General features: G+C 48.1%; 20 protein-coding genes. 6 read left to right on the plus strand and 14 right to left on the minus strand.

Annotated features, from left to right (window positions below; genetic code table 11):
• The first annotated feature begins 1 nt into the window (after position 1).
• From PRUTH_RS02460 to PRUTH_RS02470, 3 genes are read left to right on the plus strand one after another with little or no spacing between them, the layout of a single operon-like run.
• Positions 2-706: a fimbrial biogenesis chaperone gene (locus PRUTH_RS02460; protein ID WP_151172446.1), complete on the plus strand. Its 705-nt coding sequence runs from the start codon at positions 2-4 to the stop codon at positions 704-706.
• Positions 682-3,102, plus strand: coding sequence for a fimbria/pilus outer membrane usher protein (locus tag PRUTH_RS02465; RefSeq protein ID WP_151172447.1), 2,421 nt, complete (start codon positions 682-684; stop codon positions 3,100-3,102). The genes PRUTH_RS02460 and PRUTH_RS02465 overlap by 25 nt, the downstream gene beginning before the upstream one ends.
• Complete coding sequence (locus PRUTH_RS02470; protein ID WP_151172448.1) at positions 3,092-3,922, plus strand: hypothetical protein; 831 nt, start codon at positions 3,092-3,094, stop codon at positions 3,920-3,922. The genes PRUTH_RS02465 and PRUTH_RS02470 overlap by 11 nt, the downstream gene beginning before the upstream one ends.
• 4 nt (positions 3,923-3,926) lie before the next feature.
• On the opposite strand, the gene PRUTH_RS02475 is transcribed toward PRUTH_RS02470, so the two are convergent.
• From PRUTH_RS02475 to leuS, 14 genes are all read right to left on the minus strand, one after another.
• The gene (locus PRUTH_RS02475; protein WP_257221002.1) at positions 3,927-4,478 is read right to left on the minus strand and encodes a LuxR C-terminal-related transcriptional regulator; all 552 of its coding nucleotides are present in this window, start codon (positions 4,476-4,478) and stop codon (positions 3,927-3,929) included.
• Positions 4,479-4,585: 107 nt separating this feature from the next.
• Positions 4,586-5,554, minus strand: a complete 969-nt coding sequence (gene lipA, locus PRUTH_RS02480; RefSeq protein WP_022946387.1) for a lipoyl synthase — start codon at positions 5,552-5,554, stop codon at positions 4,586-4,588.
• On the minus strand, positions 5,551-6,204 hold the full coding sequence (lipB, locus tag PRUTH_RS02485; RefSeq protein WP_151172449.1) for a lipoyl(octanoyl) transferase LipB: 654 nt from the start codon (positions 6,202-6,204) through the stop codon (positions 5,551-5,553). Before lipB ends, lipA begins: the two co-directional genes overlap by 4 nt.
• A 12-nt stretch (positions 6,205-6,216) precedes the next feature.
• Positions 6,217-6,495, minus strand: coding sequence for a DUF493 family protein YbeD (gene ybeD, locus PRUTH_RS02490; protein ID WP_022946385.1), 279 nt, complete (start codon positions 6,493-6,495; stop codon positions 6,217-6,219).
• A 157-nt stretch (positions 6,496-6,652) separates the two neighbouring features.
• Positions 6,653-7,813, minus strand: a complete 1,161-nt coding sequence (locus PRUTH_RS02495) for a serine hydrolase (RefSeq protein ID WP_151172450.1) — start codon at positions 7,811-7,813, stop codon at positions 6,653-6,655.
• Between the two features lie 47 nt (positions 7,814-7,860).
• Complete coding sequence (locus tag PRUTH_RS02500; RefSeq protein WP_045979817.1) at positions 7,861-8,628, minus strand: septal ring lytic transglycosylase RlpA family protein; 768 nt, start codon at positions 8,626-8,628, stop codon at positions 7,861-7,863.
• Entirely contained in the window at positions 8,628-9,731 is a 1,104-nt protein-coding gene (gene rodA, locus PRUTH_RS02505) for a rod shape-determining protein RodA (RefSeq protein ID WP_151172451.1), read from the minus strand. Before rodA ends, PRUTH_RS02500 begins: the two co-directional genes overlap by 1 nt.
• A complete protein-coding gene (gene mrdA, locus PRUTH_RS02510; protein WP_138547599.1) occupies positions 9,728-11,611 on the minus strand; it encodes a penicillin-binding protein 2 in 1,884 nt (627 codons plus the stop codon). The genes rodA and mrdA overlap by 4 nt, the downstream gene beginning before the upstream one ends.
• A gap of 8 nt (positions 11,612-11,619) precedes the next feature.
• Complete coding sequence (rlmH, locus tag PRUTH_RS02515; RefSeq protein ID WP_022946380.1) at positions 11,620-12,090, minus strand: 23S rRNA (pseudouridine(1915)-N(3))-methyltransferase RlmH; 471 nt, start codon at positions 12,088-12,090, stop codon at positions 11,620-11,622.
• Positions 12,091-12,092: 2 nt separating this feature from the next.
• Positions 12,093-12,410: a ribosome silencing factor gene (gene rsfS / locus PRUTH_RS02520; protein WP_022946379.1), complete on the minus strand. Its 318-nt coding sequence runs from the start codon at positions 12,408-12,410 to the stop codon at positions 12,093-12,095.
• Positions 12,411-12,465: 55 nt separating this feature from the next.
• Positions 12,466-13,107 carry a nicotinate-nucleotide adenylyltransferase gene (gene nadD / locus PRUTH_RS02525; protein WP_151172452.1) on the minus strand — a complete coding sequence of 214 codons (642 nt, stop codon included), beginning with the start codon at positions 13,105-13,107 and terminating at the stop codon, positions 12,466-12,468.
• Between the two features lie 2 nt (positions 13,108-13,109).
• Entirely contained in the window at positions 13,110-14,144 is a 1,035-nt protein-coding gene (holA, locus tag PRUTH_RS02530) for a DNA polymerase III subunit delta (RefSeq protein WP_151172453.1), read from the minus strand.
• Entirely contained in the window at positions 14,144-14,638 is a 495-nt protein-coding gene (locus tag PRUTH_RS02535; protein ID WP_022946376.1) for an LPS-assembly lipoprotein LptE, read from the minus strand. Before PRUTH_RS02535 ends, holA begins: the two co-directional genes overlap by 1 nt.
• A gap of 1 nt (position 14,639) precedes the next feature.
• Positions 14,640-17,222: a leucine--tRNA ligase gene (leuS, locus tag PRUTH_RS02540; RefSeq protein WP_151172454.1), complete on the minus strand. Its 2,583-nt coding sequence runs from the start codon at positions 17,220-17,222 to the stop codon at positions 14,640-14,642.
• Positions 17,223-17,389: 167 nt separating this feature from the next.
• Here leuS and PRUTH_RS02545 point away from each other — a divergent pair, with 167 nt between their 5' ends.
• From PRUTH_RS02545 to bamJ, 3 genes are all read left to right on the plus strand, one after another.
• Positions 17,390-17,848, plus strand: a complete 459-nt coding sequence (locus PRUTH_RS02545; protein ID WP_151172455.1) for a zinc ribbon-containing protein — start codon at positions 17,390-17,392, stop codon at positions 17,846-17,848.
• 61 nt (positions 17,849-17,909) lie between these two features.
• The gene (locus PRUTH_RS02550) at positions 17,910-20,318 is read left to right on the plus strand and encodes a Lon protease family protein (RefSeq protein ID WP_151172456.1); all 2,409 of its coding nucleotides are present in this window, start codon (positions 17,910-17,912) and stop codon (positions 20,316-20,318) included.
• Positions 20,311-20,784, plus strand: coding sequence for a BamJ family beta-barrel-assembly machinery protein (bamJ, locus tag PRUTH_RS02555; protein ID WP_022946372.1), 474 nt, complete (start codon positions 20,311-20,313; stop codon positions 20,782-20,784). Before PRUTH_RS02550 ends, bamJ begins: the two co-directional genes overlap by 8 nt.
• The last annotated feature ends 188 nt before the right edge of the window (positions 20,785-20,972 follow it).

Genomic DNA, 20,972 nt, shown 5'->3' on the forward strand with positions numbered 1-20,972 from the left:
TATGGCTAAGTGGTTGTTGTTCTTTGGCACTCTGATCACCAGCCACCTGCTAGGTGCTGTCGAGGTCACACCCATGGTGCAGCATATTAGCCATAAGCCGGGGAGCCGTGGTTATTTTGTTATTCATAACCCAAGTAATCGTGAGTTTGCGTTTGAGCTGGGTGTTGAGCGTATTCACTTTCAAGATCAAGGTTATAGTTCGAGCGAAAGTGATGACCTGATGGTTTTTCCGCCAGCAATGATTTTAAAGCCAGGGCAGTCGCAGCGTGTTCAGATAGTGGTCGACAACATGCAAGCTAACGGTGTAGAGGCTAGTTACTTCGTGCGGTTATTGCAGCAGCCGCTGATATTATCGCAGCCACAACTGCAGATGTTATTAGATATTAATGTTGTTGTGCACTTGGATGTAGCGGGTGCAGGCAGTGATGTGCGCATAGTGGACTCGAATATTACTGCGCACAAGGCAAGCTTAACGCTTCATAACCAAGGAAACGCGAGAGCATATCTTAGTTCACTACCTCTGGTACTTATCAGCGCTGATGGTGAAAAAGTTCTTTTACGCGACAGTGATATTGCGCGGCTCTCTGACGATAGCTTATTGCCTGCTAAGAGCAGCCGCAATATTAGCTTAAGCTCGCAATGGCATCAGTATTTACTTTCAAAGGCAGTAGGGAAGGCGCCATGGCGGCTCGCGTTGCGCCAGTAATTAGCCTGTGCTTATTGTTACTGATTGGCTGCTGTTGCTCTGTTGCTCATGGGGCGCTGAACCCGACAGGCCAAGACCTGGATTTGAGTGTGGAGCTTGTTGTAAATGGTGCTAATTTGAGTGTGGTTGATATTCGCATTGCAGCAGATGACACCATTTATGTTGATAGTGATGAGTTTATAGACGCGCTAACACCACTGGTACTGCCGACAATCACAGGCTCATTAGCGCAGCCACAGCAAAAGTGGTTACCGTTGCTTGCATTACGTGAGCAGGGCATTCGCGTGCAATTCGATATGAGTCAGTTCCAGCTAGTGACCTCTATTGATCGCCAGCTATTGCAAAGCCGCACGGTGTCAGCGGCGCAACAGCAACCGTTCTTGGAAGCGCATAAAATGGCTCCCTACAGTGGTTATCTCAATAACTATCTGAGCGTTATTAAAGAGCAAGCATCCAAAGAGAGCCTCAGTGAGGAGCAATTTACCTGGCGCACCGAGCTTGCACTGCGCGCCCATGGTTGGCTGTTGGAGTCGGAGCAGCAACTTCAACACGGACGCTCGGCTCGGGCGAGTCGATTAGGAACTCGTGTCAGCTATGACTATGCGGATATAGGAGCGCGCCTTAGTCTTGGTGATAACTACGTACTCGGTGGCTATTTTCAGGGCAGTGAGTCGAGTTTAGGCGTTGCTTTTGTTAAAAACTTTGCGCAAATTACACGCCATTCCCCACGCCCCTCTGCTTCACAGAGCTTCACTCTCGAGCGCCCCTCCAGCATTGATGTGATCGTTGAACAGCGAGTCGTAAAACGTTTACAGCTTGGTCCCGGAGTCTACACGCTTGCGGATATTCCGTTGCAAGAAGGCAGCAATGATGTGTCTTTAAAAATAACGGATGATGCGGGTAAAGTGGAGGTGATCGAGTTTGATATTACTACCGGCTTAGATTTGCTCGCCCAAGGCGATTTGCAACTGCAAAGTTTTGCTGGTGTATTAAGTCAAGCCTCAGCAACGGGGTATGACTACCTTTGGCAGCAACCCTTTATGAGCGCGAGCTTTGACTATGGGTGGTCGCCTAATCTAACCCTAGGCGCTGGGCTGCAATGGCATGAGCAAAGTAGGCAATTGAGCGCTCGGGCTACCTATGCAATGCCGTGGTTTATTGCCGCCAGCGAATATGCGTTGAGTCATCACTCTCACTTAGGAGCTGCACAGGCCTACCGAGCATCTTTACGCAGCTACCGGTCTAACTCTGGCAGCGAATTTCAGCTCGGTTACGAATATGTAGCGAAAGCCTACACTCCGCTGCAGATAAGTGCTGCTAAAGCGGCTCGCTCATTGCCAGTGCAGCACCAGTGGCAGTTTGACTACAGCTATGTATTTGATAACGCCAACACAGTTAACTTTTCCCTCAATGCGCAAAAACGTCATCAACAAGGTAGCAAGAAACAATCTTGGCAGCGCAGTGCCACTTTGAGTGTAGGCGGGCATAGTTGGCAGCAAGGTTGGTCTTGGCGAGTATTTACTGGAGTTCGTGATGAGGGTCAGCGGGATTACAACTTAGGTTTCAACATCAGTTATCAATTTGCTCAAGGTAAGCGCCTACGTTTGTACGCACAACAGCGAAAACACCTTGAGCGCTTAGAATACAGCTTCCAGGGGAGTGCTCAACATATTGGTGTGAGCCAATTCACGGCTGGCATTGAAAACAGCATTGATTATCAAAGCGCCGTCGATGTGAGCATGCGATACAATGGCAACCGTTTTGGTAGTGCACTGGATCATGGCAGCTTTTATAAGCGTTTACAGGCTGATGAAGGGCGGCATCAAACCCGTCTCTCACTCTCAACGGCCCTGGCGTTCGCGCAAAATCAGTGGGGGGTGGGGCGTACAATTAACGATAGTTTCGCTTTAGTCGATACGCACTCGAGTTTAGATGGGTTAAAGGTACGTTTGACCGACCAAGGTCAAGCAATACGCGTTAAAAATGATGGCTTAGGGACCATGTTGCTGCCTGATCTTAACGCCTATAGCCAAGGTGGAGCGGCGGTAGATATTCCTAACTTACCCATTGGCTATGACATCGGCACGGGGTTATTGCGGTTCTATCCTCACTATCGCTCTGGTCATTACATCAAGGTCGGCTCCAGTGCCAATATTACCGTGATGGGAACACTTATTGATGACGATGAAACGCCCCTTGCTTTAACCGTGGGTGAAGCGGTATGTGGTGATGATGTGAAAGCTTTTTTTACTAATCGTCAAGGACGTTTTGCCATCACCGGCATGAAACCGTGTCGCTATCGGATTCGTTTTGATGATACCCACTTACCGAGTGTCTCGCTGAAGGTTGAGAATGAACAACAATTGCAAAGAAAAGGGGTGATTTATGTGCGTTAAATGGGTGTGTTTAGTATTAGCGCTTGCAGCTTTGCCAAGTACAGCACAACAAAGCTGCACGGATATGCAACTGCACATTGAAGAGCTCAGCGACACCTTGGCAAGCTACCGCCCTCAGAGCACGGCGCAGGCGAGCTATCGATTGCGTATTACGCCTAGGCAACATGAAGACTGTGAATTTCAACTCAGCTTACACTCTCAGCAGCAGTTCCGCCTACATGGGGATAAGGCGCGCCTTAGTTACGATGTGCACAACGACCAAGGTCAGGCACTGGCGATGCCTATGCATGTGCGCGGCGCTCAAAGCACCATTATCAATTTCAAATTAAGGCGTCAACAATCAGCACCTGCTGGGTTCTACGAAGACACTCTGCTTATTACCGGGCACTTCCAAGGGCAACTAATAACGCAAGCAAATGTGGTGGTTGATACTCATCTGCCACAGCGCTTTTCGTTGACCTGGTTAGGACACAATGCGCGCCAAGCGAGTGTCAATCTCGGTGAGCTGCGCAGTAACAAAGAGTATCATCACCTTCCTAGTTTACAGGTGCGTAGCAACACTGACTTGCGGTTATTGATGCGTTCACAAAACCAAGGGTATTTACTGCATGATACGCAAAAATCTGCTTGGCGTATTGGCTATTCGCTAGCTGTGGCTGGGCGTTGGTACGACCTACAACATGCGCGACAATTGCCAATCGCTGCACAGCAGTCTACTCAATTGCTGCCGCTGGCCATTCGCTTACAAGATTTTGAACGTCAAGTGGCAGGCCGATACAGCGATATTATTTACTTTCGAGTAGAGCCTCGCGAGTTGTAATTGTTCAGGTCAGATGCTGCTGCGACCAAAGCATGGCTTGTTGTTTGTTTTTCACACCGATTTTTTGATAAATCTTATGTAGGTGAACACGCACGGTCGCATCGCTGATGAATAATCGCTCGGCAATGCTAATAAGCGGCATTCCAGAGGCCAGTAACTTAAGTACCGTCATTTCTTTTTCGGTCAATAAAGACTTTTGGCTTTGCTGGTGCTCTTCTGTGGCTAGGTAATGGCGCATCCAGTGATCCGTTACTTTACGTGGGAACCACAGCTTTCCTTCAGCAATGGCCTGCAGGCCTTGCATCACTTGCTCATCAGTACTTGGGGCAATAAAAACACCGCGCAGATTAGGCCAACGTTTAAGGTGGCCGAAGTTCATATCGCTGGGCACATTGGCTATGACTAAGTGCTTTAACTTGTTTTGATGCATAAAGCGGGTAACGGAGGTTGGGTCAACTAAATCACTGATTACCTGATAATCAAGTAATAGGATATTGAATTGCGGGTAACTGCTGATTAGCCGGGTGGTCGTGTCCTTGACGTGCGCTGAAGTCATTTATCTCTATCCTTATCTTAACGACTTGCAACGGATACTAGCACATTTGTATTAGGGATGTGAATAAAGAAGGGACGCGCCACCATGCCATGACGCGTCGTAATCGCTTATTTAACTTCTTTACCTGCTGCTTGTTGGTCAGCATGATAGCTAGAGCGTACAAAGGGACCACAGGCTGCTTGGGTAAAGCCGATGTCATCTGCGTACGCTTTTAAAGCGTCAAATTCCGCTGGTGGCACGTAACGTTTTACCGGCAAGTGGTGTTTCGAAGGCTGTAAATACTGGCCTACTGTGAGCATATCGACGTTGTGCTCACGTAAGTCGCGCAGCACTTCTTCGATCTCGCTCATTTCTTCACCTAACCCTACCATTAGGCCTGACTTGGTGCGCACCTCAGGGTGTGCCTCTTTAAAGCGCTTTAATAGCTCTAAAGACCATTTATAGTCTGCGCCTGGACGAGCCAATTTATAAAGGCGTGGGGCTGTCTCTAAATTGTGGTTAAAGACATCTGGTGGTGTCTCGCTGAGAATCGCTAATGCTCGGTCCATGCGACCACGGAAATCTGGCACTAGAATTTCAATAGTAATGCCCGGGTTGTGCTTACGAATTTCGCGAATACAATCGGCGAAATGTTGGGCCCCTCCGTCACGTAAATCGTCGCGGTCTACCGAGGTGATCACCACGTAGTTGAGCTTCATGTCCTTGATAGTCAGTGCCAGCTTTTCTGGCTCTTGAGCATCAGGTTTCAGTGGACGACCATGAGCGACATCGCAAAACGGACAACGACGCGTACAAATGGCTCCTAAGATCATGAATGTGGCGGTGCCGTGATTAAAGCATTCAGAAAGGTTAGGGCAGCTCGCCTCTTCACACACGGAGTGCAAGCCGTGCTTACGCATTGCCTGTTTAATGCCATCAATGCGCTCGTTAGATTTAGGTAAGCGGATTTTCAGCCACTCTGGCTTACGTAGCATTTCGTCTTTTTCAGTCGGTAGGACTTTGACCGGGATAAGCGCCATTTTCTCAGCGTCACGTAATTTTACACCCGGTTGCATTCTTACTGATGATTTCGTCATTCTTTCGCTAACCCTTGTTGATACTCAACGTGTTCGGGGTTGAGTCGTTTAATTAATTGCTCGACAAGCCCTTGACCGGCTTGCTCTGTGGACTGAGGCCCATTTAAATCTTTACATTGCACCATTTGCATACCCGCATAGCCGCACGGGTTAATGCGCAAGAAAGGCTCCAAATCCATATTGACGTTCAAAGCCAAACCATGGAAGGAGCAGCCTCGACGCACGCGTAAACCTAAGGAGGCAATCTTGGCGTCATTAACATAGACCCCAGGTGCATCTTTTTTGGCGTAAGCGTCGATTCCATATTTACCAAGACTGTCGATGATACTGTCTTCTAGCCAAGTAACCAGGTCGCGTACACCGATTTTCAATCGACGTAAGTTGAAAAGTACGTACAGCATTTGCTGTCCAGGGCCGTGATAAGTGACTTGTCCGCCACGGTCTACTTTGACCACAGGAATGTCACCGGGCATTAGCAAGTGCTCGTCTTTGCCTGCTTGGCCTTGCGTAAATACAGGCTCATGTTCTACCAGCCAAATTTCATCGGCACTGGTCTCGTCACGGGTGTCTGTGAAGGTTTGCATTGCCTGCCAAATAGGCATGTATGGGCGAGAGCCCAATTGGCGTACTATTAAGGTGCTCAATGTCAGTCCTTAAAAGGCTTACAGAACGTAGCGTACATCATCAATGCTACCTAATTCAGTATAGATAACTTCGATATGCTCTTTTGATGTCACCGTGGCAACTAAAGTCACTGACTCATAATTACCTTTACTGCTCGGTTTCGTTTTTGGTGCATAGTCGCCAGGGGCGTGCTCTTGCATAACCGTTAATACCTGTTCCGTCAGGCTCACGTTAGCAAGACCCATCACCTTAAATGTGAAAGGACAAGGAAACTCTAGATATTCATCAAATTTGGTATTTTTGACCGGTTTGACCACGACAATAAACCCTCTTAACTACAGACGACGGTGTGTTTAAAGTATACGGAGCAAAGCTCTTAATAGTGCGTATTCTAGCATTTTTTAAGGTAAAAAAAACGCCCCAACAAGTGGGGCGCTCGGTAATGCGTGATCCGCTATAACAAATCAGCGGCGATTACATGATTTGTAAGCGCAAATAGTCGTAGATCTTGCTGAAAAAGCCACCTTCTTCAATACTTTCCAGTGTCACCAGTGGGTAGTTGGCCACATCTTCACCGTCAAGTTGTAAGTACAAAGTGCCTACTTTGGTGCCTTTCTCTAGTGGCGCTTCAAGTGTCGTATCGAGCTCAAAGTTTGCTTCTAGGTTCTTCTGTTGGCCACGAGGGATAGTGATAGGCGTGTCTTCTAAAATGCCTAACGCCACAGCTTCTTTGTCGCCCATCCAGATGCGTTGGTCGGCAAATTTGTCGCCAGCTTTATACGGTGTGATGGTTTCGAAGAAACGAAAGCCGTAGTTAAGCAGTTTTTTGCTTTCCACTTTACGTGCACGCTCAGAGCTAGCACCCATGACCACGGCTATTAAACGCATATCACCCTTAGTGGCAGAAGATACTAAGCTATATCCGGCTTCGCTGGTGTGACCAGTTTTAATGCCGTCTACGTCGAGGCCTTGATCCCACAGCAAACTATTGCGGTTAAATTGTTTGATACCGTTGTAGGTAAAGTCTTTTTCTTTATACAGTGCGTATTCGTCTGGCACATCACGGATAAGTGCAGCACCCAAGGTCGCCATATCCCGAGGGGTAGTGAAATGCTCGTTGGTATCTAAACCATGGCTGTTGATAAAGTGGCTGTTATCCATGCCAAGCTTCTGCGCGTGGGCATTCATGAGATCGGCAAATGCCGATTCACTTCCCGCAATATGTTCGGCCATCGCTACACACGCATCGTTACCCGATTGAATGATGATACCGCGATTTAAGTCTTCAACGCTTACTTGCTTACCGACTTCGATAAACATTTTTGATGACTCTGGGAAATTTTTCGCCCATGCATTTTCACTGACGGTCACCATATCTGAGGGGGAGATGTTACCGGCATTAATTTCTGTACCGATGACGTAGCTCGTCATCATTTTCGTAAGGCTAGCGGGTGCCAATTTAGTGTCGGCTTCGCCTTCGGCGATCACCTTGCCCGTTGTGAAATCGACAAGAAAGTGGCCCTTAGCGTTAACTTCAGGTGGAGCCGGAATGATCTGCGCTTGAGCGGCAAACACTGAGCTTGCACACAGTAATCCGCCTAGGCCTTTGAGAAGAGAATGTTTAATTGATTTCATTATGCTTTTAAATATATTTTAGGTGAAAATGCGAATTGGTTAATATCTTAAAGGGCATGGTCATCATAAAGCAAGAAAGCTTGGGCGAATTGGCCACTTTTTAATTGCTTCAATAGCGACTGTGCCTGATTTTCATCAGTTATTGGACCTAAGCGTAAGCGAAAAATTCCATCATTTTGCTTTTTAATATTCGTTGGTACGTGATACTGCTGCTCCAATTGATAAGCCAAAGCTTCAATATTAGCGAGTTTTGAGCCCGCAGCGACTTGAATATACTTAGTACGAGGTTTTGCGTCGGCAAGGGTAACTGCTTCGAGCTTAACCCGCGCTGTACCTTGGCGGTGATAGCCCAGTTTGTAGGCTGCTGAGTATGATAAATCAATAATCCGGTCGTCATGAAACGGGCCGCGATCATTGACGCGAACGATCACGCTTTTGCCGTTATCGAGGTTGGTCACTCGAACGAAGCTGGGTAAGGGCAGGGTTTTATGGGCTGCGGTCATGGCGAACATGTTGTAGGTCTCGCCATTGGAGGTGTGATAGCCATGAAACTTACGGCCATACCACGAAGCAATACCTTGCTGTGTAAACCCTCGTTCGTCAAAAATAGGCACGTAATGGCGCCCACGAACTTCATAAGGACGATTTGCAGCGGCACTTTTGGGTTCATCGGTGATCACCGCGTCTTGCAGCTCCAGCGCGGTAGGCTGGCGTAAAGGTGCGGCATCATGACGCATATGATAGCGCCCCGATGGCGTACTACAGGCACTTATTAAAAGCGTTATAAGAGTAAGAAAAAGCGCACGAACTGCCATTATTTATTTAACATCCGTTTTTCTGTGGCGATACTCATAATAATGCCAAAACCCGCCATCAGAGTCACCATTGAGGTGCCGCCATAACTGATCAGTGGCAAGGGGACGCCTACGACAGGTAATAATCCAGACACCATACCGATGTTGACAAACACATAAACAAAGAAAGTTAGGGTTAAAGCCCCTGCGAGTAACTTACCAAAGGCTTCTTGGGCATTCACGGCGATATAGAGGCCGCGAGCGATAATGAATAAATACACCCCTAAGAGGATTAACACGCCAATTAGGCCAAACTCTTCGCTCAGTACTGAGAAGATAAAGTCGGTATGGCGCTCGGGTAAAAACTCCAACTGTGATTGGGTGCCTTGCAACCAGCCCTTGCCTTCTATGCCGCCCGAGCCAATGGCGATTTTTGACTGAATAATATGGTAGCCAGCACCGAGGGGGTCGCTTTCCGGGTTTAAGAAAGTAAGGACTCGCTGCTTTTGATAGGCGTGCATACCATAGTGCCAAAATAAGGGAGCGCCGGCGCCAACGAGCACAGCCAAAGAGCCAACTAGCTTCCAGCTTACACCGGCTAGAAACAACACAAAAATCCCCGAGCTGGCGATCAGAATAGATGTCCCCAAGTCTGGTTGTTCTTTAATTGGCAAAGTGGGCACCATGACGATAACCAGCCCGATAAACAAATGCCCCAAGCGAGGCGGCAGATGATTGCGGCCAATATACCAAGCAACGCCCATGGGCACCGCAAGCTTCATAATCTCTGAAGGCTGAAAACGAATACCAATGTCGAGCCAGCGCTGTGCACCCTTGGAACTGACACCGACAAACAACACCGCGATGAGCATCAAGGTGCCCATCAGATACAAAGGCACAACAACACGCTTTAACGTAGGTGGAGAGACTTGTGCAAACACTAACATAGCCACTAGAGCGCCACCCATCCGGGTGCCGTGGCGCATCATCATATTCCAATCTTGGCCGCTAGCACTGTAGACGATGCACAAGCTTGCGAACATCATGGCGAGCAAGGCTAAAAACAGCGGCAGGTCGATATGCACGCGTTGCCATAAAGAGTTATGCTGATGTAATGGCGTCATTGCGATTCATCCTGTACTTCGCTGGCAATGGGGTTCGCAAGGAAATAGTAGTCCATTACCTCGCGGGCGATTGGGGCGGCCACCGAGCTGCCACCACCACTGTTTTCAACAATGACTGTGACAACGATTTGCGGGTCGTCAAACGGAGCAAAACCAACATAAATGGCGTTATCACGATGGCGCTCTTTGAGCTTATCAGCGTCGTAACGCTCGCCCTGGGCAATACTCACCACCTGTGCGGTACCCGTTTTACCGGCTGGATCATAATTAGTCCCTTTGAATGCCTTATGCGCCGTACCTGTGACTTTTTTCACGGTATTATGCATGGCATCTAAGGCAATTTGCCAATGCTCAGGATTTTGTAATTTTACCGGTGGCTTTTCGTCGTCATTAACGGTGGTAATATCGCTATCACGGCGTAATTGATGAACTAGGTGGGGCGGATTGTGTACGCCGCGATTGGCCATGATGTTGACGGCATTAGCAATTTGAATCGGGGTTGCTGTCCAATACCCTTGGCCGATTCCTACAGAAATCGTATCGCCACGCCACCAAGACTCGCGAAAACGGTCTTCTTTCCACTCCTTGGAAGGCAAAATAGCCGTCGTTTCCTCGTGGATATCAATACCGGATAAATCGCCAAAACCAAACTGCGCCATAAAATTACTAATTTTGGTTATGCCAGCACGGTATGCGATGTCGTAAAAATAAGTATCGCATGACTCTTCTATGGCTTTATAAACGTCGACATGGCCATGACCCCAGCGCTTCCAGTCACGCCATTTGTGTTCAACGTTGGGAATTTGGAAAAAGCCAGGGTCCCACATTTTTGTTTCTTCGGTCACCAACCCCTGCTCTAAGCCAAAAATCGCCATATGTGGTTTGATGGTTGACGCCGGGGCATAGCGGCCTTGGGTAGCACGGTTTATAAGCGGTCTATCAGGGTTAAGCAGGGCTTTGTAATTTGCTGAGCTAATACCGTGCACGAATAAGTTAGGGTCATAGCTGGGGTTAGAGTACAGCGCTAAGATGCCTCCCGTTTTTGCATCTAATGCGACAATGGCACCACGTTTATCTTTTAATGTCATTTGCGCGATTTGCTGCAGCCCAATATCGAGGGTCAGCATTAAGTCTTTACCGGGCACCGGAGGCGTTTCCTCAACGCGACGTAATACTCGGCCTCGGTTATTAATCTCCACCGATTGCGAGCCTACCTGACCATGTAACTGCGACTCATAAAACTTCTCAAGTCCGAGCTTACCGAAATCCCGGGTGGCGCGATAATTGGTGGCCAAGCCTTGCGCTTCCAGGTTGGTTAGCTCTTTTTTATTCAGTTTGGCAACATATCCAAGAGCATGAGTGAGGGTATCTCCGAAGGGGTAGTACCGGGCTAAGCGAGCCTCGACACTGAACCCTGGGAATTTATGTTGGTTTACAGAAAATAGCGCGACTTCTTTGTCATTCAAACGGCTTTTTAGCACCTGACTCTGGAAGCGGCGGTTGTGGCGGATATCGTCGAGAAACTCTGCACGCTGCTGCTCGCTAATATTGAGTAACGCGCTAATATCGTCCAGCGATTGTGTTAGGTCATCCACCTGTTCGGGGATCACCTCGAGGTTATAAACCGGCTTGTTCTCGGCCAGTAAAGTGCCGTTCCTATCGTAAATTAAGCCTCGGTTAGGGGCCACAGGCAGTACTTTAATTCGGTTATCGTTGGAACGGGTTTGATAGGTCTTGTGCGCCACCACCTGTAGGTTGTATAGATTCGAAATTAAAATGGCGACCAGAATAAGAACAAAAATAAAAGCCGTAAAAGAACGGCGCGCAAACAAATTGGCCTCGGCGGAATGATCGCGGATAGGAGTGCGTTTACGCAGCATAAAAACGGCTATTCTCGGTGATAGGGGTGATTGTTATTTAAGCTCCAGCCTCGATATAGGCTTTCCGCTACGATAATGCGAACCAGCGGGTGAGGCAAGGTTAAATTCGATAACGACCACTTTTGCTCGCTGCGGGCAATGCACTCGGGAGCTAGCCCCTCTGGGCCTCCGATAAGCAAACTGACATCACGACCATCGAGTTGCCACTTTTCCATGGCCTTGGCAAGCTGGTGCGTGTCCATCGCTTTGCCTGTCACTTCTAAGGTAACAATACGATTTCCCTTTGGAATGGCCGCTAAGGTGCGCTCACCTTCTTGCTGTAAAATACGTTTGATATCGGCATTTTTGCCGCGTTTACCAGCGGGTATTTCAATCAGCTCTAGAGCCATGTCCTTGGGAAACCGGCGTTGATACTCGCTAAACCCTGTCTCTACCCAAGATGGCATTTTGGTCCCCACGGCGACCAGTTGGATTTTCACCGTTAACCCCAGAGCTTCTCGAGTTGGTAAAAGTCACGAGTTTCATCTTGCATTACATGCACGACCACGTCACCTAAGTCCACCAATACCCATTCACCGATGTCTTGTCCTTCCATGCCTATCACATCTAAGTCATGTTCCTTGGCCTCTTTGGCAAGATGTTGGGCGATGGATTGAACTTGGCGTTTGGAATTACCCGAACAGACAACCATGAAATCAGTAATGTTCGATGTGTCGCGAACGTCCAAGGTAATGACGTCACGCGCTTTCATATCGTCAATTTTATCTAATGCAAAATCAAGAAGATTGTTGGTTTGCAAAATGCACTCTCTAAGTTAGTTAAAGCTTTCTAAGCGGCGTATTTTACCACTATTATCAACCTATATACAGGCGCTTATCGCGGATATATTGGTACACGGGCGGCGTAAGCAGTTCCTCACAAGGCTGCTGACGTTGCAATTTGGCGCGCACCTCGGAGGATGAAACCGCCAGCTGCGGGCCGGGTAAAAAGTAAACAAGCCCGCTGCGTTGGTTATTGAGCGCCGCCCCTTGCTGACACTGATGCTGTGATAAGTATTGCGTGAGTGTTGCGGAGAGGTCAAGGCGCTCTTGTGGACGCTGATAGACCACTAAATGACACAAAGATGTAATTTGCTGCCATTGATACCACGAATCAAAGCTGTTGAATGAGTCCAAGCCCATCAAAAAGAGTATTGGCTCTTGGTAATTACCGGCACTATCCAGTTCTTCACGTAACTCTTGTAGGCTCAGTAGTGAGTAGGATGGACCTTCCCGATGCAGCTCGCGCTCATCGATTTTAAAGCGCGGCTCGGAGGCTATGGCTAAGCGTAACATCGCCAGTTTGTCAGCATTACTGATGTTGCTCGCCTGCTTGTGAGCAGGGACGCGGTTGGGCATAAAAAATAGTTGCTCACTATTGAAGTGATTTAAGCACTGATTAGCCATATTAAGATGGCCGATATGAACCGGATCAAAAGTACCGCCGAACAGAAGCATATTTACTCCGAAAAAATAGGCGCAGAAAATGGTAAGGTGCGACAGAAGCTCATACTGATGTGTGCAAGCATGGGGTAGGGTGAAGATAACTTGCCGCTTTTAAACTGGCTATCAAAATCACTGAGTAAATCACAAAGTTGCTCTATACGTGCCATGTCTAAGCGCTGCAGGGCTCTTTGATACAAAGGTTGCTGATTCTTCCAAATCCCCAGTTTTTTACACGCGCTATTAAAATCCTGTCCTTGATGGCGCAACTCTGCGAGTGTGAGGAGTTGCTGCGCTTCCTTGCCAAGAGCCCAAGCGATGGCGGTGGGCTCGGTGTTATCATTTTGTAATCGTGCCAACACCTGCATCGCTTTGTCACCCTCGCCACCAAGGACCGCATTAGCCAAATCAAAAATATCAAACTTATTTTGATTCAATAACATGCCTGTAAGGGTACGCCCATCAATGGCTTTATTTGCGTACAGCAAAGCCAGCTTTTCTAGCTCTTGGTGACACGCCAGGAGGTTCCCCTCTGTGGTATCGAGCAGCACCTGCTTAGCATCCCCTTCAAGATTAAGACCTAGACGTTGACAGTGGTTATCAAGCCAGCGCCGTAAGTGATTGCCGGTTAGTGGGTAGCAGGGGACAAAGATGCCTTCTTTATCAAGCGCTTTAAACCAGGCTGAACGCTGGACGTCTTGCGATGCTTTCATGCCACGGATCACAATAATGCAATCAGGATTCACGCCTTGTGCACATTGCTTCAGGTGCTCGGCGCCGGTTTTCGCAGGCTTTTGGCCGTTTAAGTCTAATTCTATTAAGGTGCGGGAGCTAAATAGCGACAGGCTGTGGTAGTGGCCGTCTAACTCTTGCCAGTCAAATTGCGCTCCGGCGGTGAGTTTAATGACCTCATCAAAGCCTTGTTGGCGCGCATTTTGGCGAATATGGCGGATACACTCATCAACTTGAAAGGGTTCATCGCCAAACACCATGTAAAAAGGTGCCAGCCCACGGGATAGTTGCTGTGCCAGTTGATTCGCGTAGATGCGCATTAGAGCTGTGCTAACTCCCTAACAATGCGGCGACTCGCCTGTTTGCGTAGCTCCTCCAACAAAATCGTCATTTCATTGGCTTTAGCTAAGGCATTGTCTGGATCGTCTTGGTAATTGCGATAAAGCTCAAAATATTGCTCGATAGGGTCTTCACCTGCTCGCTTAAGCGTGTAAGACACCGAGTAAATAAGCTCGTATTCTGCGACCTGACCGTTTTTAAACAGCGACAGTGTTCGTCTATCTAGGCGGTCGGAGGTGAGTCGTAACATCGGAGAGTTAGCGCGCAACCCTTTATTGACCTGCACATTACTGCGTGCGAGTTCACTCAATAGTTGCTCATACAGAGCTGAATTAGGATCGCTGGCGTTGACTTCCAAAGTCATGAGATCTTGCGGTAGATCCGAGGCCTTTTTAAGGTGAAAACCACAGCTGCTTAGTAATAATACTAAGCAGCTGATCACTAGGCTATGGCGTAGTGCACTGGCAGCGAACATCTTAGTTCGCCACCACATTAAGCACTTTGCCTTTGATGTAGATGACTTTACGCACGGTGAGTCCATCGGTGAACTTCTGTACGTTGGCATCTGCAAAGGCTGCTTGCTCAACGGCCTGCTGATCTGCATCGGCCGCTAGAGTCAGCTTCGCGCGGACCTTACCATTGACTTGAACTACCACCAGTTTCTCACTTTCAACCATGGCTGATTGATCGGCAACAGGCCATTGTGCGTCAAGGATATCGCCAGGCTTGGCGAGGTCTTGCCACAACTGATGTGACAGGTGTGGGGTAATCGGTGCCAGCATAATCAGCATTGCTTCTAACGCTTCATTGGCTACGGCTTTGTCACCGTCATCAGCTAATGGTGCCTTGATCAGCTTGTTCGATAGCTCCATTACCGCTGCAATGGCGGTATTGAAGGTTTGGCGACGGGCTAAATCATCAGTGATTTTAGCGATGGCTTTGTGCAACTCGCGACGCAGTTCTTTTTGCGCTTTCGTTAAGCTGGTAACATCTAGCTCAACAAAGCCCGCTTGCTTCACATCATAGGCATACTTGTATACCCGTTTGATAAAGCGGTGCGCGCCTTCAACACCGGAGTCAGACCATTCCAGTGTTTGCTCTGGTGGTGCTGTAAACATCATAAACAAACGCACGGTATCGGCACCGTATTGGTCGATTACCGTTTGTGGGTCAATGCCATTGTTCTTGGACTTAGACATCTTGCTCATGCCGGCGCTTTCCACCGGTTGACCATCATCCTTGTGCCAAGCTTTAATAATACGGCCTTTGTCATCAGTTTCTACTTCGACATCACTGGGTGAGAACCAAATATCACCGCCTTTTTCGTCTTTGCGGAAGTAGGTGTCGGCCAGTACCATGCCTTGGCAAAGTAGGCGCTCAAATGGCTCATCAGAGTCGACCAAGCCAAAATCACGTAATAATTTGTGGAAGAAACGCGCATAAAGCAGGTGCAAAATTGCGTGTTCAATACCGCCAATATACTGGTTGACTGGCAGCCAATAGTTAGCTGCACCTGGCTCAAGCATGCCTTCGTCGTAACGTGGGCTGCAATAACGAGCGTAGTACCAAGATGATTCCATAAAGGTATCGAAGGTATCGGTCTCGTGGAACACGGTTTCACCGTTGACGCTTGCCTTGGCCCATTCAGGGTCTGATTTAATGGGGGAAGTCACGCCGTCCATCACCACATCTTCTGGTAGGCGCACCGGTAGCATATCTTCTGGCGCTGCCAGTTCGCTGCCATCTTCTTTATTCAACATTGGGATAGGTGAACCCCAATAGCGTTGGCGGCTAACGCCCCAATCGCGCAGGCGGAAATTAACCTTGCGCTCACCCACGCCAAGTTCAGCTAACTTATCGGCAATGGCATTAAAGGCGGCCTCAAAATCCAGACCATCGAATTCACCAGAATTGATGAGCGTGCCTTTTTCTGTGTAAGCGGCTTTGGATAAATCACACTCGTCACCTTCATTGGCAGCAATAACCTGCTTGATCTCTAGACCGTATGCTGACGCAAACTCAAAATCACGTTGATCGTGCCCTGGTACTGCCATAACCGCACCTGAGCCGTAGTCCATCAACACAAAATTAGCTATCCAAATCGGCACTTCTTTACCGGTTAGCGGGTGAACTGCGTTCAAACCCGTGGCGATGCCTTTTTTGTCCATAGTGGCAACGTCGGCTTCGGCTACTTTAGTGTTTTTACACTGCTCAACAAACGCCGCAACATCGGCATTGGTCTTCGCAGCTTCTTGAGCAATAGGGTGGCCTGCGGCAACAGCCACATAGGTAACACCCATGAAGGTATCGGGACGTGTTGTGTAGACGCTGAATTCGCCTTGGTTATCGGCGCGTTTGAAGGTAATGTCGACGCCTTCAGAGCGACCAATCCAGTTGCGCTGCATGGTTTTAACTTGCTCAGGCCAGTGCTCAAGCTTGTCTAAATCATCTAATAATTCTTGCGCGTAGTCGGTGATTTTAATAAACCACTGCGGAATTTCTTTTTGCTCAACCACAGCGCCAGAGCGCCAACCACGACCATCAATCACCTGCTCGTTTGCCAAAACAGTCTGATCTACAGGGTCCCAGTTAACAGTGGACATTTTTTTGTACACTAGGCCTTTTTCGTACAGCTTAGTGAAAAACCATTGTTCCCACTTGTAGTAATCTGGGTGACAGGTGGCAATCTCACGGTCCCAGTCGTAACCAAAGCCTAATAGTTTGAGCTGGTTACGCATGTAATCAATATTTTGATAGGTCCATTTGGCTGGGGCGGTGTTGTTTTTAATTGCGGCATTCTCTGCCGGCAAGCCAAAGGCGTCCCAACCCATGGGTTGCATAACATTTTTACCTTGCAAGCGCTGGAAGCGAGAAACAACGTCACCAATGGTGTAGTTACGCACGTGACCCATGTGTAGTCGACCACTCGGGTAGGGGAACATGGACAGACAGTAAAACTTCTCTTTTGAGTCGTCTTCACGAACTTGGAAAACCTTGTTTTCTTCCCAGTATGACTGGGCCTTAGCTTCTATTTCCTGCGGGTTATATTGCTCTTGCATCTACTATTCCAGACTTCTTGCAAAATGATGACAAATTTGCCGATAGCATACCCCAAATCGATATCTAATCACAGCAAGGCACAGGCTTTTTTATCGCTGTTATTGAATTGTCGGCAAGCGGGCTATAGTTACAAAGAGAGAGGCTGTTAAATTCAAAAGGAGCGAACATGGCAGATTATCGTCAATGGTTGGGTCAGTTTAGTGATTGGCTCAAAGATGTGAAAGAGCATGAAGTGAAAGACATGGTGTCCTCCTTTATGGAGTCAAAGCAGGCTTTGCAGGAGCTGAGTAAAGACAAGTACGAGCAATATAAACAATATTTACAGCGCGACATCGACCACCTCATTGAACACGAGAAACACTACAACGAGCTAGCATGGCAAGAACTTAAGGAGTCGCTGTGGTTCGAGTTATCACATATCGAAGATAAGTCACAATTGGAGTGGCAAGCGCTTAGCCAAGACTTTAAGCATAAAGGCATTTATCACGCTGGAGAATGGATAGCCATGGGGACCTTAGTGTGCCAAAATTGCCATCATCAGGTGGATATTTACCACGCCAGTGAGATTCAGCCTTGCAGTCAATGCGAAGGAATTCACTTCAGCCGTCAGGCACTGCAGCCATAACGCAGTGCTCAGCGGATAATAATTGGGGCCCTCTGATAGGGCCCACTACAAGATGTGTCGAATGAAAGATAAAAGCAATAACGGTGTTACTCCTCTTAGTGCCAATGCGTTGGCCCCACAAATTTCAGCAAATCATGTGCGCACTTGTTTAGCGCATCCCTACCCCGAGGACTTACCTTTTATCGGCCAGCAGCGTGCCGACAGTGCTTTGGAATTTGCCCTGGGTATGCAGCTTCCTGGGTACAATGCTTATGTGATGGGAGAGCCAGCGTTAGGGCGCTTTACGTTAGTGCAGCATAAGCTGCAACAACATGCCAAAGAGCGCGAAACGCCGCGTGAGTGGCTCTATGTTAATAATTACGATGATCACCGCGAGCCTATCGCCTTGTTAATGAATCCGGGCGAAGGACAAGTCCTAGTCGACGATATTGATGCGTTGCTGGATGAGATTCTTGATACCTTTCCGGCTGCGTTTGATAACCCTGGATTCCAACGCAAGAAAAAGTCCATTGATCGTGAATTTGAAGATAAGTACGAAGATGCGTTGGCTGCGGTGGAAGACTTGGCCAATGCCCGCAGTGTCGAATTGATCGAGGATGAGAATAACGTAGGTTTTGTGCCAATCGTCAACAATCAGCGTCTCAGCGATGAGCAATTCAGTGCCCTTGATGAGCCCACGCAAGAGCGCTTTCTCGACGCTATCGCAGAGCTTGAAGGCGCATTAATTGATGCCCTTATTGAGCTGCCAAAATGGAAGCGCGAGTCTAGCGAGGCATTGCGTAAGCTGAAGAAAAGCACCGCCGAAGCGGCAATCAAACCGCTTTTACGTGAGCTTGAGCACAAGTATGCCACCCATGTTGGGGTGTTGCGTTACTTAAAAGATTTACGCTCAGAATTAGTCGATACGGTACTCGAGTGGCTTGATGAAGAGCAAGGCAGTGAAGATAACAAAGATGAGTATGATCGTGATGAGATGCTCACCGAATTCTTTGCTCCCAATTTATTGGTGTCTTTTAAAGAAGACGACCCCGCGCCAGTTATTTATGAGCCTAATCCGACCTTTGGTAACCTGTTTGGCAAAATAGAATATTCAACATCGCAAGGGTCGTTGGTAACCAGTTATCGGAGCATTCAGCCTGGCGCACTGCACCGTGCCAATGGTGGTTATCTGATTATGGATGCGGAAAAAGTGATGACCAACGCGCAAGTGTGGGATGGCTTAAAACTATCATTAAAAACACATCAGATAAAAAATGATTTACCTTACCAAGACAGCTCGGTAGGTAGCAGCTTCACCTTACGGCCGCAATTGATCCCGCTGGATGTAAAAGTGATTTTACTGGGTTCTCGGGATTTGTATTACACCCTCAATGAATATGACGAAGAGTTTGCCGAGCATTTTCGCGTTCTGGCTGATTTTGATTATTACCTGCCAGGCTCAGATAAATACCAATATCAATTTATCACTAAAGTGATTGAGTACTGTCGAGAAAAGCTGAAAATTGAACCTAATAATGAGGCGATGGCACTGCTGTTGCGTTTCAGCCACCGCCAGGCTGAGCATCAACAAAAGTTGTCAGCACGTTTTGCCGATGTACTTGAGTTAGTGGCTGAAGCAAGCTTTTATGCTCGTCAAGACAGCAGTGAACAGATCCTAGCTGCCCACGTAGAGGAAGCAATTGCTGGGAAAGAGTATCGCACTGGGCAAATGAGCGAAAACATGCTGAGTGATATTCGTGAAGGACACATTCTTATTGATACACAAGGTGAGGCAGTCGGCATTGTTAATGGCCTTACCGTGTTGCACGTGGGTGATACCTCATTTGGCACTCCGGCGCGTATGAGCGCCTCGGTTTATGCAGGCAGTGATGGGGTGATTGATATTGAGCGCGAAGCCGAATTGGGTAAGTCTATTCACTCAAAAGGTGTCATGTTGCTAACCGGCTACTTAGGGAATAAATACGCGCAGGATTTCAGCCTGACTCTCAGTGCCAACATCGCAATTGAGCAAAGCTATGGCTATATCGATGGTGACAGTGCCTCGCTGGCTGAGTTATGTGCTTTGGTCTCAAGTATTACCCAAGTGCCCATAAAGCAAGGCATTGCACTGACTGGTTCAATCAACCAACGCGGTGAAGTGCAAGCCATTGGCGGTGTTAACGAAAAGATTGAAGGGTTCTTCAAACTTTGCCAAATGCGCGGTTTAGATACTCACCAAGGGGTCATTATTCCCAAGTCAAATTGTTTGAACCTGGTGCTCAATCAAGAGGTAATAAGTGCCGTTGAGCAGGGGAAGTTCCATATTTATCCAGTTTCGAGTGTCGATGAAGCCCTCAGTTTGCTGACTGGTAAGCAATGCGGGCAATTTCATCAGGGCCAATACCCCGAAGGAAGCTTGCACGACTTAGCCATGAAACGCTTGCGGGCTATAGCTGACATTGTTGCTGGTGAGGAAGAAAAGGATGATTAATGCGTTATTAATTCTCGCCATTGTCGTGTTGTTGGTACTGACCTTTCGCGGCCATCGGCGCAATCAAGCGGCGGCAGCAGAAAATGGCGATGCTGAGGCGCAATTTCTGGCCGAGAACAAACACAAAGAAGGCGTTGTGGAGCTTGATTGTGGGGTGCAAATGCTGTGGCATACTCGCAATCAGGCTGGTGAGCAGCCAAGCGCTAAGTCGAAAGTAACGGTGCACTATCGGGGCACATTGCTCGATGGCAGTGAATTCGATAACTCCCAGAAGCGAGGCCAACCCCTGACCTTCAAATTAAACCAAGTGATCAGTGGCTGGCAGCAAGGGTTGCTTGCCATGCATGCTGGAGAGCGGGCCACGCTGTATATTCCAGCTAAACTTGCCTATGGTAATCGCCGGGTGGGGAATATCGCCCCAGCAAGCTTGTTAATCTTCGACGTTGAGCTTATTGCTGTTAACTAAACTGTTGTAAATACGCTAGGTCAGCGTAGCTGATTTAGCGTGTGCCCCGTCAATTTTATGTCCCCTATATAAGTAAAATTGAAAATACAATGTAAAAATATATTTGACAACGCTGTCTTTGTGGCAACAATAAACGGTGGGAGGGCTCAGTGATCAGTGCATGAGCAGCTGGTCGGTCTTACAACGAA

The sequence above is a fragment of the Pseudoalteromonas ruthenica genome, from assembly GCF_008808095.1.
Taxonomy (GTDB): domain Bacteria; phylum Pseudomonadota; class Gammaproteobacteria; order Enterobacterales; family Alteromonadaceae; genus Pseudoalteromonas; species Pseudoalteromonas ruthenica.

Bases quoted from the DNA above. Each gene is read 5' to 3' on its own strand.
- PRUTH_RS02470 (WP_151172448.1), top strand. From the start codon at position 3,092: ATGTGCGTTAAATGGGTGTGTTTAGTATTAGCGCTTGCAGCTTTGCCA.
- nadD (WP_151172452.1), bottom strand. From the start codon at position 13,107: ATGCTTCTGTTCGGCGGTACTTTTGATCCGGTTCATATCGGCCATCTT.
- PRUTH_RS02500 (WP_045979817.1), bottom strand. From the start codon at position 8,628: ATGGCAGTTCGTGCGCTTTTTCTTACTCTTATAACGCTTTTAATAAGT.
- rodA (WP_151172451.1), bottom strand. From the start codon at position 9,731: ATGACGCCATTACATCAGCATAACTCTTTATGGCAACGCGTGCATATC.
- mrdA (WP_138547599.1), bottom strand. From the start codon at position 11,611: ATGCTGCGTAAACGCACTCCTATCCGCGATCATTCCGCCGAGGCCAAT.
- PRUTH_RS02550 (WP_151172456.1), top strand. From the start codon at position 17,910: ATGAAAGATAAAAGCAATAACGGTGTTACTCCTCTTAGTGCCAATGCG.
- leuS (WP_151172454.1), bottom strand. From the start codon at position 17,222: ATGCAAGAGCAATATAACCCGCAGGAAATAGAAGCTAAGGCCCAGTCA.
- lipA (WP_022946387.1), bottom strand. From the start codon at position 5,554: ATGACGAAATCATCAGTAAGAATGCAACCGGGTGTAAAATTACGTGAC.
- PRUTH_RS02545 (WP_151172455.1), top strand. From the start codon at position 17,390: ATGGCAGATTATCGTCAATGGTTGGGTCAGTTTAGTGATTGGCTCAAA.
- PRUTH_RS02465 (WP_151172447.1), top strand. From the start codon at position 682: ATGGCGGCTCGCGTTGCGCCAGTAATTAGCCTGTGCTTATTGTTACTG.
- PRUTH_RS02475 (WP_257221002.1), bottom strand. From the start codon at position 4,478: ATGACTTCAGCGCACGTCAAGGACACGACCACCCGGCTAATCAGCAGT.
- PRUTH_RS02460 (WP_151172446.1), top strand. From the start codon at position 2: ATGGCTAAGTGGTTGTTGTTCTTTGGCACTCTGATCACCAGCCACCTG.
- PRUTH_RS02535 (WP_022946376.1), bottom strand. From the start codon at position 14,638: ATGTTCGCTGCCAGTGCACTACGCCATAGCCTAGTGATCAGCTGCTTA.
- holA (WP_151172453.1), bottom strand. From the start codon at position 14,144: ATGCGCATCTACGCGAATCAACTGGCACAGCAACTATCCCGTGGGCTG.
- PRUTH_RS02495 (WP_151172450.1), bottom strand. From the start codon at position 7,813: ATGAAATCAATTAAACATTCTCTTCTCAAAGGCCTAGGCGGATTACTG.
- bamJ (WP_022946372.1), top strand. From the start codon at position 20,311: ATGATTAATGCGTTATTAATTCTCGCCATTGTCGTGTTGTTGGTACTG.